Consider the following 12,914-nt stretch of genomic DNA (forward strand, 5'->3'; position numbering starts at 1 on the left):
ATGAAAAAACGAAATATAAAAAAAGTAATTTTAGGATTATTTTTATCTATATCATTTATAGGTTGTGATGATCTTAAGAGGTTTCCGTATGACGCAATAGAACAATCACAATCATTTCAAACAGTAAATGATGCGGCTACATGGAATAATGGTTTGTATGCCAGTTTTAGGGGAGTTTTATACGGGCAATATATGTTTTCTACAGATGTACAGGCAGATCAATTAAATGCTACATTGGATTATGGAAACAGAAACGGGAATCCACACAGATGGGAAGGCTTTCTTGCAGATGATTATACTGTAAGAGATGTATGGTTTGGCTATTATGCTCGTATTAGCGATTTAAATGCTGCTATAGAAGGGATGTCTACAATTGTAACGGACTCTCCTGAAGAAGAGGCGGAGCTTGAAAGATATATTGCTGATGCTTATTTTGCGAGAGCTTTTTATTATCACAATTTGGTAGTTAGATATGCATCTGATTATGATCCTGCTAGCGCTTCGTCAGATTTAGGTGTTCCGCTAATGCTTCAGTATGATATTTCTGCGAGACCATCTAGGAGTACTGTAGAGCAAGTTTATCAACAAATTTTGGCTGATATTGATGCTGCAAGACCTGCATTATCACAGGTTAGTGGTGAGCAAGGTGCACAAAGATTTAATGCTGATGTATTGACTGCTTTTGAAGCTAGAGTTAAATTTTATATGGAAGATTGGGCTGGTGCTAAAGCCGCCGCAGATGAGCTGATAAATTCTGGAGATTATCCATTAATCAATAATCAAGCTGATTTTAGAGATATGTGGGTTAATGACTATGACCAGGAGGTTATTATGCAAGTATATGTAGAGGCTCCCAATGAATTAGCTAATACAAATAGTATTTATTTAGGTTTTAGTGGCGGTACAGGTCTTTTTACTCCAGATTTTTTACCCACTCAGTGGATGGTTGATTTATATGAAGATGACGATATTCGTAAAGATGTTTATTTTCTGAATGATACTATAGTGATGAGTAGTATTACTTATACAGATTTATTTATGGTAAATAAATATCCAGGTAATCCAGATTTATGGACAGGTGCAAATACTAACTACCAGCAAGCTCCAAAAGTTTTTAGGATTGCTGAAATGTATTTAATATCTGCGGAAGCTGCATTGAGCATTTCAGAGTCTCAGGCTTTAGCTCCTTTGAATGAACTACGTCAAGCTAGAGGTTTAAGTGCTGTAGATGCGTCAGGAAGCGCTTTAGTTGATGCGGTAAGAGAAGAACGTACTCGTGAACTGGCGTTTGAAGGTTTTAGGTTAGATGATTTACGTAGATGGGATTTAGGTTTTACTAGAAGAGATCCACAGAATACAGATCCTCTTCAACCTGGAGCGAACTATTATACTAAATCAGTTGAAGCTAGTAATCCTAAGTTTATATGGGGTGTTCCTACTAATGATATACTTATTAATCCTGGTTTAGCCGGCGAGCAAAATCCTGGATGGTAATATTATTCAAGAAAGTTTAAAGCTTCAAAAAACCACCCAATCTTGGGTGGTTTTTCTTTTTAGTAAGATATTTGCCTTAAGACTTATCCACTTCTTAAATTTTTTAGAGAAAAAAATTGTTCTTTAATTGATTACGTATTTCTTTAAAGAAAATAAATAACTACTCTGTTATGTAATATTTTATTGGTAAAGTGTAATATTATTAAATAAGTCAGGTTTAGATTTTAAGCAGACTACTATAAGACTTTTTCTAAGTAAATTGTAGAAAAATGTTTTGAGACCGAAGCGATCTTATTTAAAGGAATAGTTTTTTTAAGTTATACCTTGGTTATTTTCATATTTATCTCGAAACGTTTTTTTGAGCAAGTTTTTCATGCAAGTAGTTTTCAGAAATCTTCCGATAATATGACAAGACTGCTCTAATAAATAGAATATTCTTTTCTTCTCAATACTAAATCTCTTAAATATTTTAAGTCAAAATTAGAGGATTTTAATAGTCATGGTATAACTGATTATTGCAATTTGATTGTTTTCTATTTAGTAATAAACTTTATAAAAGACAGAATTATCAATATCCTTCTAATTAAAATAGATTAAAACCATGTATTTTCATCATCTTCCTGATATCAAATCTTAAATTTTGGATTCCTTTTTAAAATAAATAATCTTTGATCTTTTGATAATTTAAGATATAGACTTTTAAATTATAGTTAAAATAGGATTTTTGTAATTGCATTTAAATGTGAATTCATTACAATAAACATGAATAATTAGTTAAAAAAGATAAGATTAAATTTTAATTATGTTAATTGAATATTAAAAATTCAATTAAATTGTTTTGTTAATTAAGTTATTATTATGATTTTTGATCAAGGCTAATTAAAATTAACAAAATATGAAAAGAACATTACATGGATTAATAACACTATTTATGGTGTTGTTAGTGCAATTTAGTTTTGCACAAGAAAAAACAATTACTGGTACTGTTGTCGACGAGGACGGACTTCCTCTTCCTGGGGTGAATGTAATCGAAAAAGGCACTAGAAATGGAGTCCAGACAAACTTTGATGGGAAGTACTCAATAAAGGTCGACGAAGGGAAGGTTTTAGTATTTAGTTATGTAGGATTTACTTCTAAGGAGCAAATGGTAGGTACTTCTAATATTCTGAATGTAACGTTGGTAGTGGATGCTGCGGCTTTGGATGAGGTTGTAGTGACTGGATATTCTACTCAAAAGAAATCTGATATTACAGGTTCCGTCGTGAAAGTGGACGACGAAGTTTTAAAATCTTTCGCTTCTCCTACAGTAGATCAGGCACTTCAGGGGAATGTTGCTGGTCTAACTGTTTCTTCAAGCTCAGGTACTCCTGGATCTGTTGCCAATATAAGGATACGTGGAATAAGTTCTATTACTGCCGGTAATGAGCCTTTGTATGTTATTGATGGGGTTCCTATTAATAATGGTAACGTTAGCGCTAGTGGTGCAACCTCAAGTATCAGTGCTTTGGCTGCAATAGATAATAATAATATTGCTTCTATTACTGTTTTAAAAGATGCTTCTGCTACCGCACAATATGGTGCGAGAGGTGCCAATGGAGTAATCCTTATTACAACTAAGTCAGGAAAATACGGAGAGACCGTTTTTACCATTAATACACAGATCGGTTTTATGAATGATGCTGTTGATGGTCCCACGCCTTTAACTTCAGCACAAAGATTGGAGCTAGCCGCTGAGGCTTACTATAATGATGGTTATTATGATACTACACAGCAGGCCACAGATTATCTACTAGAGAATAATGCACTTTTTAAAGCGTGGGATCAAAATGGTAGAAAAGAGTCGGATTGGGGTTCTGCTGTTGCGAATAAAGATGCAATATATAGAGAATACAGTATTTCTGCTTCAGGTGGAGGAAATGGGCATAATTTCTTTGCTTCTTTAGGGTATTTAGAGCAAGAAGCAACTGTTATAGGATCCAGTTTTGAAAGGATTTCTGGATCAATAAATTTTTCTAAAGATCTTACACCAAGTCTTAAGTTATCTTCTAATAACTCGGCAGCTTATACTTTTCAAAAAGCTTTCTTGGAAAGAAGTGCTTATTTTGCCAGTCCTAGAACGGCTAAATATTTTATGAACTCTCTTAGGTATCCCTACAATGATGATGGCACATTTGCCGAAATAGGAGGGGCACTTCCTAATCCTCTTATTGGTGCAAGGGATGATTTTAATGATAATCGATTTACACGTATCATCTCTGGAAATGCTTTAACCTGGGACATAGGAAGTGGTTTTACTTTGGGGGCGAAATTTAGTGTAGATTTACAATTATATAACTATAGAACATACTCTAATAGAAACTATGGTTATGGTGTGCCTACTTCTGGAGATGCGTCGCAATATGATAGAACCAATGCATTTTACGTATTTCAAAACTATTTAGACTATAATTTAGCGCTTAACCAGCATAATTTAAAATTTAAATTGTTGCAAGAATATCAGTCTAACAGACAATACTTTTTAGGTGGAGCAGCCGAAAATTTCGCAGATGATGGGTTATATTTTCTGGATAGTGCAGGTACGCCAAGTTCAGTTTCTTCAAGTTTCTCAGATTGGTACATGGGAGCTTACTTGGGACTGCTCGAATATTCAGTTTTTGATAGTAGGTATGTATTAAATCTTTCATATCGAATTGAAGGTAATTCAAGATTTCAGGAGGATAACAGATGGGGTAATTTTTATTCTGTAGGTGCGGCATGGAATATTCATAAGGAAGACTTTTTGACTTCAATCGATAATATAGAATATTTAAAACTTCGTTTTTCTTATGGTAAAACAGGAAATGCTAGTATTGGATTAAATCGTTATCAGTCCTTGTTTACTTATGGTGTGGATTATAATGGTGATGGTGCTCAAGCAGTAAGTACTTTTGGGAATAATGATCTTTCATGGGAAATCAATAAAACTATTGATATTGGTTTGGAGTTTGGTCTCTTTAATGATGTTTTATCAGGTAGTATTGGGTATTTTAATAGAAAGTCAGAGGATTTATTGCTAAATGTTCCATTATCTCAAACTACAGGTTTTTCCAGTCAGACACAAAATATAGGAGCCTTGAAAAATACTGGAGTAGAAATTCAGTTAAATGCCAGCCTTATAGATACTCAGGATGTAAGTTTAAGTATAGGTGGTAATATTGCTACGGTTAATAATGAAATTACTGAACTTCCTTTAGATCCAAATGGTATAGAAAGGACAATTACTACAACGACTACAAGAATTGAAACAGGGCACCCGGTTAGAGAATGGTATATGCCAACATGGGCAGGAGTGAATCCAGAAACTGGTATGGAGGAATTTTATTTAAATGGCGTTGGTGGCGAAACAACAACGACCTTTAATGATGCCGAAGCTGTTTTTCAGGGAGCAAATGCGGTACCAACACTCACTGCCGGTGTAAATTTAAATTTTGAGGTTAAAGGCTTCTTTTTGAATGCCCAAGCTTATTATGCGGGGGGGCATAAAATTTATGAAGGATGGCATTTATATCTTAATCAACCAAATGGATTTCCTATCTTTTCCTATAATGGATATCAAAGCTTGTTGGATAGATGGCAAGAAACTGGGGATATTACAAGAAATGGTAAATTTACGAGTGATGGACAATCTTGGCAGAGACATTCTAAGTATCTATATGATGGTGATTTTATTAGGTTGAGAAACTTAACATTTGGTTATAATATTCCAAGTTCTGTTATGAATTCTATTGGAATGAAAACCGCTAGAGTATTTGTGAGAGGCAATAATTTAGCTACATGGGTTAAGGATGATAATTTACTTTTTGACCCAGAGCAAGATTTGGGAGGTGAAACAGGATTGGAAACACCTCCAACTAAATCTTTCTTATTTGGTGTTAACTTAACTTTTTAATTAAAAACGATGAAAAACTTATTATATATATTGATGTTCGTAACTATGATTTCTGTTACAGTATCATGTTCGACAGAGGATTTAGAGCCAACCTTAGCCCAGGAGAAAAGTGTTGAAGACAGTGTAAATAAAGTAGAAAATTTAAGCAGTATTTTAAAAGGTATACATAGTTCAATGACCTCTTCAGGATATTATGGTCGTGATATTATAATCACCAATGAGGTTCGTACAGATAACACTTTTTCAAATGGGAATTCAGGTAGATTTACTACTCAAAGTCAGTATCTTTACAATGAGAATTCTGGTTTTATCTGGAATACCGCATATTATGTAATTGCAAATGCTAATATTATAATCAATACAGATCTTGAATCTCTTGAAGGCGATTTAGATTTAGGTATGCATATTCAGGGACAGGCAACTGTTTTAAGAGCTTTAGCTCATTTTGATCTTCTTCGGGTATATGGGCAGCAATTTGCAGGAGCGGGAAACTTAGGGGTTCCAATTGTAACGACCTTCAAGGGAGATGATCTTTTTCCTGCGAGAAATACTATAGAAGAAGTTAAAGCGGCTATTTATAATGATTTAGAAACAGGTTTTGCGATGATGAATTCAGATTACGATAATTCTAAAGTTTTGGTATCTAAATTCGTAGCGAAAGCACTTGAAGCCAGAGTTGCGGTTTATTTTGGAGATTGGAACCGCGCTGTATCAGCTTCAGAGGCAGTTATTCAATCTGGCCTTTATTCGATTATTCCTGCAGAGTCCTACGTGAGCAGTTGGGCAGGAGATGGAGGGGCAAATGTCATTTTTGAACTTGCAGCTAACTTAGCTGATAATCCTGGTATTAATGGTTTAGCCTATATTTATAGAGCTAATGATGATGGTAGTGGGTACGGAGATATTCAAGTGAAAAATGAAGTTTTAGATATTTATGAAGATTCCGACGTTCGTAAGGGTATTTTAGGTTATCAAGGTGATATACTTAGAAACTTAGGTAAATATCCCGATAATGTTAATAATGCTGATAATATTGTTTTATTTAGATACGAGGAATTAATTCTGAATTATGCAGAAGCTCTATTGGAAACAGGTGGAGATGCTTTAACGCAGTTAAATAAAATTCCTGCGAATAGAGGTGCTCAACCATATAATAATGCAACAAAAGAAAATATTCTTTTAGAAAGACGGAAAGAACTTATCTTTGAAGGATTTCGGTTTGATGATATGTTGCGTAGTGGCATGAATATGGAAGCTATGAACACTCAAGGTAATGTTATGAAGACTTTTTCCGTTCCCAATTACCTGTTCGCTTGGCCTATTCCTGTTTCCGAATTGAATTCAAACTCAAATATGGTTCAAAACGAAGGTTATTAAGATTTTAAATAGATTTGAAATTTCAAAACCACCCAACTTGGGTGGTTTTTTTGTTTTATACCAATTCTCTCCTACTTGCGTTATTTTTATACTTTTGTTACATAATTTTTAAAATGAAGAAAGCACTATTTCTAATCTCGTTTGTAATTATTGGTTATCATTGTAATGCTCAAGAACAAAGGTCGCCTGGAAGAGTGGGCGAGGAGAAATCTAAAGATTCTGTGGCAGAGCCTACAATAGATCTTTTTAAGATAATATCTATAGAGAATGATACGACTCATGTTGATACTTCTCTAACGATTCAAAAAGATTATAAATTTAATTATTTGCGCAAAGATCTATTCGGACTTTTGCCGTTTGCAAATACGGGGCAAACCTATAATAAGCTTACCGAATTTCGAGATTTTAGTACTATAATGCCCAAATTTGGGGCTAGAGCTCGTCATTATAATTTTATGGAGGCAGAGGATATTAACTATTATTACGTTCCTACACCACTTACAGAATTGTATTTTAAAACCGTACCGGAACAAGGACAACAATTAGACGCATTTTTCACGGTTAATACTTCAGAACGTTTAAATTTTAGCATTGCTTATAAAGGAGTGCGTGCCCTTGGGCGCTATCGCCATATTCTTACCAGTACAGGAAATTTTAGAACAACGTTAAATTATCAGACTAAAAATAGAAAATATAGAGCGAAAGCTCATTTTGTAAGTCAGGATTTGCTGAATGAAGAAAATGGCGGATTAACAGATGAGGCGCTAGCTTCATATATCAGCAAGGAGCCCGAATTTGATGATCGTTCAGTTTTAGATGTTAATTTCGAAAATGCGGAGAGTACATTATATGGTAAAGGTTTCTTTTTAGATCATCAATACTATTTGTCGGGGGCGCAGGATACAATTCAAAATAAGTTTTATTTAAGTCACAGACTAGATTATTCGTATAAAAAATTTCAATATCTTCAATCGGCTGCTGCTACTGCCATTTTAGGGGAAGCTTTTCAGAGCACTAATCTTAATGATGAAACTAGATATCGTAATTTGGATAATACGGTTGCAGTAAATTTTGATAATCCTGTTCTAGGAAAGATATCGGCAAAAGCCGGCTATTCCTTTTTCGATTATTGGTATGATTCTGTATTTATAGGAGAAAATGGAGTTGTGGGAGATAGGTTAGATGGGAGGCTTATAAATGTTGGTGGGAGTTATGATAATTATTTAGCAGGGTTCAATCTTCATGCTGACGTGTCGTTTAATTTTGGAGATGATTTTTCAGGAAATCATATTCTAGCATCAGCAGGTTACAGTCTAGATGATAATAATTTTTTAAACTTTGGGATAAAACAAACCAGTAGGGCTCCAAATTTAAATTTTTTACTGTATCAAAGTGATTACATAAACTATAACTGGCAAAATAATTTTGACAATGAAAATGCACAAAGCCTTTTCTTTGAATTATCAGCTAAGATGATTGCTAACTTTAGTGGAGAGATAACTCAAATTCAGAATTACACCTATTTTTCACTTAATAACGATGGCGTCGTTAAACCATTTCAATTTGGCGGTGATGTACGATATTATAAATTGAAAGCCCAAAGGGAATTTACTTTTGGAAAGTTTGCTTTAGATAATACCATACTTTATCAAAATATTTCTGATGGCAAAGATGTTCTCAATTTACCAGAATTAGTAACTCGGAATACCTTTTATTATAAGGACTTTTGGTTTGATAAGGCTTTGTATTTACAAACGGGTTTAAGTCTTCGCTATTTTTCTTCTTATCAAATGGACGCTTACGATCCAGTTTTGGCTGAATTTTATGTGCAAAACGAAACTGAATTTGGTAATTATCCAGTGGTAGATTTCTTTTTTAATGGAAAAGTAGATCAGGCAAGAATATTTTTTAAGCTTGAAAATTTAAATTTCTTAATTGATGGAAATAATAATTTCTCTGCACCAAGATATCCACACAACGATTTTATGGTGCGATTTGGTTTAGTTTGGAACTTTTTTCTTTAATTTTTACTGGTGTCGTGGTACGATATTAGGAATGATTTATCATTTCTTTAGTGTTAATCTAATGTTAAGTCGTTTTTTAGATGTTTAATTGATAGTGTTGGATTGAATTCCGTGTAGTTTTCGTAAAAATCAAACAATTTTTTAAAAGTCTTGTGTAATTAAAAAACGGCTGTATATTTGCACCCGCTTAGCCGCTGAGGTGGTATTTTGTAAGTGGATGTTCATTGAGAGGTATACTGGAAAAAGGTTCTAAAAAAAACTTAAAAAAGTTTTGCAGGAAAGAAATAAAAGGCTGTATATTTGCAGCCGCTTAACGCCAGAGTAGATAAGGTGTTATGGCGGATGTTCATTGGGATAGCGTGATATTTTAGACTGAAAAAAAACTTAAAAAAAGTTTTGGTGGTTAAAGAAAAAGGGTTGTATATTTGCAGCCGCTTTAACGGCGAGGTTCTTTGGAAGGGTTGAGGGTTTAAAATTAAGAAAAAATAAATTTTAATTTTTTCTTGTGAGTTTAAAAATTAGTTGTACATTTGCAACCGCTTTTAGAACAAGTAAAAATGCTCTTAATATACTGAGTGACTAGGAGATACCGGATGGGGTGTTGGTAAGGTTCGATTCCTTAATTTCTACCGAAAGGGTTTTTAGGAACCCGGACTTTGAATAAGTTCATTGACATATTGAATTGACTAGACGATATCAATCTTAATTTATTAAGATTGGTATAGCGTAAAGATTAAGAATTAAGACTATAAAGAGTCAAACTTTTGAGCTTTAGACTTCTTGAGAAGGAAAACATTTATTTAGTTGTCACATATTAATGAAACAACGATGAAGAGTTTGATCCTGGCTCAGGATGAACGCTAGCGGCAGGCCTAACACATGCAAGTCGAGGGGTAACAGGGAGTGCTTGCACTCTGCTGACGACCGGCGCACGGGTGCGTAACGCGTATGCAATCTACCTCTTACTGAGGGATAGCCCATGGAAACGTGGATTAATACCTCATAGTATTATAGACTGGCCTCAGTTTATGATTAAAGGTTACGGTAAGAGATGAGCATGCGTCCTATTAGCTAGATGGTAAGGTAACGGCTTACCATGGCTACGATAGGTAGGGGTCCTGAGAGGGAGATCCCCCACACTGGTACTGAGACACGGACCAGACTCCTACGGGAGGCAGCAGTGAGGAATATTGGACAATGGGCGAGAGCCTGATCCAGCCATGCCGCGTGCAGGAAGACGGCCCTATGGGTTGTAAACTGCTTTTACAGAGGAAGAACCCTCCTTACGTGTAAGGAGCTGACGGTACTCTATGAATAAGGATCGGCTAACTCCGTGCCAGCAGCCGCGGTAATACGGAGGATCCAAGCGTTATCCGGAATCATTGGGTTTAAAGGGTCCGTAGGCGGGTCTATAAGTCAGTGGTGAAAGTCTGCAGCTTAACTGTAGAACTGCCATTGATACTGTAGACCTTGAATTAGTATGAAGTGGTTAGAATGTGTAGTGTAGCGGTGAAATGCATAGATATTACACAGAATACCGATTGCGAAGGCAGATCACTAATACTATATTGACGCTGATGGACGAAAGCGTAGGTAGCGAACAGGATTAGATACCCTGGTAGTCTACGCCGTAAACGATGGTTACTAGCTGTCCGGCCTAATTGAGGGCTGGGTGGTTAAGCGAAAGTGATAAGTAACCCACCTGGGGAGTACGTTCGCAAGAATGAAACTCAAAGGAATTGACGGGGGCCCGCACAAGCGGTGGAGCATGTGGTTTAATTCGATGATACGCGAGGAACCTTACCAGGGCTTAAATGCAGTCTGACGTATTTGGAAACAGATATTTCTTCGGACAGATTGCAAGGTGCTGCATGGTTGTCGTCAGCTCGTGCCGTGAGGTGTCAGGTTAAGTCCTATAACGAGCGCAACCCCTGTGGTTAGTTGCCAGCACGTAATGGTGGGAACTCTAGCCAGACTGCCGGTGCAAACCGTGAGGAAGGTGGGGATGACGTCAAATCATCACGGCCCTTACGTCCTGGGCCACACACGTGCTACAATGGTAGGGACAGAGAGCAGCCACTTCGCGAGAAGGAGCGAATCTATAAACCCTATCACAGTTCGGATCGTAGTCTGCAACTCGACTACGTGAAGCTGGAATCGCTAGTAATCGCATATCAGCCATGATGCGGTGAATACGTTCCCGGGCCTTGTACACACCGCCCGTCAAGCCATGGAAGCCGGGGGTACCTGAAGTCCGTTACCGCAAGGAGCGGCCTAGGGTAAAACTGGTAACTGGGGCTAAGTCGTAACAAGGTAGCCGTACCGGAAGGTGCGGCTGGAACACCTCCTTTCTAGAGCATTCTCTTTCAAAAGAGAATCGCAATTAAATAAAGGGAAGTTCAAAAGCAAGCCTTTAAGGTCTTGATTCTTAATGTCAATTCGATAAACTACAGTATTAAAGTAAAAAGTTGAAAAGTAGAAAGTAGTATTGCTTTGTGACTTTTAACTGGTAAACTTTAAAACTGTTATGGACAGTCTCATAGCTCAGCTGGTTAGAGCGCTACACTGATAATGTAGAGGTCGGCAGTTCGAGTCTGCCTGAGACTACGACCGCGCAAAGCGCGAGTTTAAAGTTGAAGGTTTAAAAGTTTAAAGTTAAACTTGAGACACGGAAGTTCATTTGAAATAACAAAAAGGAAATTTTAGAGGTTGAGTAGCCGTTATAAGTACTGTTAACTGATAACTGTTAACTGATCACTGAAAATGGGGGATTAGCTCAGCTGGCTAGAGCGCCTGCCTTGCACGCAGGAGGTCATCGGTTCGACTCCGATATTCTCCACCAGGCAATGCCTGGAGATTTGAAAGATAATCTTCAGAGTTTGCAGTGGGAAGCATAGATTGTTTATACGTCTATCGCGACTCGCGATCGTTCATTGACATATTGAGAAATAAAGAATACGAGAAACTAACGCTTATTATGAGATAGGGTTTGTAAGAATTCTATTGTAATAATAGCAAAACAAAAAAGTTAACGACCATCGTTAAGGTGGTTGTGCGAGCATATTAGGTAAAAAGCATACAAGCTTATTAAGGGCGTATGGGGAATGCCTAGGCTCTCAGAGGCGAAGAAGGACGTGATAAGCTGCGAAAAGCTGCGGGGATTGGCACATACAAATTGATCCGCAGATATCCGAATGGGGCAACCCACTATATTGAAGATATAGTATCCGAAAGGAGGCGAACCCGGAGAACTGAAACATCTAAGTACCCGGAGGAAGAGAAAACAAAAGTGATTACGCTAGTAGCGGCGAGCGAACGCGTATTAGCCCAAACCATATCGTTTACGGACGGTATGGGGTTGTAGGACCACGACATTTTATGCATAATGAATTAGAACCCTTTGGAAAGAGGGGCCAAAGACGGTGATAGCCCGGTATAGGTAAAGCATGTTATAGATAGTGGTATCCTGAGTAGTGCGGGGCACGTGAAACCCTGTATGAATCCGGCGGGACCATCCGCCAAGGCTAAATACTCCTGAGAGACCGATAGTGAACCAGTACCGTGAGGGAAAGGTGAAAAGAACCCTGAACAAGGGAGTGAAATAGATCCTGAAACCATACGCTTACAAGCGGTCGGAGCCTTTAGGGGTGACGGCGTGCCTTTTGCATAATGAGCCTACGAGTTACCGTTACCAGCAAGGTTAAGCACTTCAGGTGTGGAGCCGTAGCGAAAGCGAGTCTGAATAGGGCGAATTAGTTGGTCATGGTAGACGCGAAACCGTGTGATCTACCCTTGGGCAGGTTGAAGCTGTGGTAACACACAGTGGAGGACCGAACCCGTTGACGTTGAAAAGTCTTGGGATGACCTGAGGGTAGGGGTGAAAGGCCAATCAAACTCGGAAATAGCTCGTACTCCCCGAAATGCATTTAGGTGCAGCGGTATATTAGTTTTATAGAGGTAGAGCTACTGATTGGATGCGGGGGCTTCACCGCCTACCAATTCCTGACAAACTCCGAATGCTATAAAATGATTTATATCAGTGAGGGCATGGGTGCTAAGGTCCGTGTCCGAGAGGGAAAGAACCCAGACCA

At 37.3% G+C, this 12,914-nt stretch carries 4 protein-coding genes, 2 tRNA genes and 2 rRNA genes (1 of these 8 running past the window's edge); all 8 read left to right on the plus strand.

From position 1 onward, the window contains the following. Positions 1-1,494, plus strand: coding sequence for a RagB/SusD family nutrient uptake outer membrane protein (locus ZPR_RS03320; protein WP_013070197.1), 1,494 nt, complete (start codon positions 1-3; stop codon positions 1,492-1,494). An 895-nt stretch (positions 1,495-2,389) separates the two neighbouring features. Next, on the plus strand, positions 2,390-5,422 hold the full coding sequence (locus ZPR_RS03325; RefSeq protein WP_041578639.1) for a SusC/RagA family TonB-linked outer membrane protein: 3,033 nt from the start codon (positions 2,390-2,392) through the stop codon (positions 5,420-5,422). Positions 5,423-5,431: 9 nt separating this feature from the next. Further along, a complete protein-coding gene (locus tag ZPR_RS03330) occupies positions 5,432-6,799 on the plus strand; it encodes a RagB/SusD family nutrient uptake outer membrane protein (protein ID WP_041578640.1) in 1,368 nt (455 codons plus the stop codon). A gap of 113 nt (positions 6,800-6,912) precedes the next feature. Beyond that, positions 6,913-8,823 carry a putative porin gene (locus ZPR_RS03335; RefSeq protein ID WP_013070200.1) on the plus strand — a complete coding sequence of 637 codons (1,911 nt, stop codon included), beginning with the start codon at positions 6,913-6,915 and terminating at the stop codon, positions 8,821-8,823. An 825-nt stretch (positions 8,824-9,648) separates the two neighbouring features. Beyond that, positions 9,649-11,174 (plus strand): 16S ribosomal RNA (locus ZPR_RS03340). A 182-nt stretch (positions 11,175-11,356) separates the two neighbouring features. Further along, positions 11,357-11,430, plus strand: a tRNA-Ile gene (locus ZPR_RS03345). A gap of 158 nt (positions 11,431-11,588) precedes the next feature. Further along, positions 11,589-11,665, plus strand: a tRNA-Ala gene (locus tag ZPR_RS03350). A 233-nt stretch (positions 11,666-11,898) separates the two neighbouring features. Next, positions 11,899-12,914 (plus strand): 23S ribosomal RNA (locus ZPR_RS03355) (it continues 1,818 nt past the right edge of the window). Together the 16S and 23S rRNA genes with 2 tRNA genes alongside form the textbook arrangement of a ribosomal RNA operon.

Origin of the sequence: Zunongwangia profunda SM-A87 (assembly GCF_000023465.1) — a bacterium.
In the GTDB taxonomy this organism is placed as follows: domain Bacteria; phylum Bacteroidota; class Bacteroidia; order Flavobacteriales; family Flavobacteriaceae; genus Zunongwangia; species Zunongwangia profunda.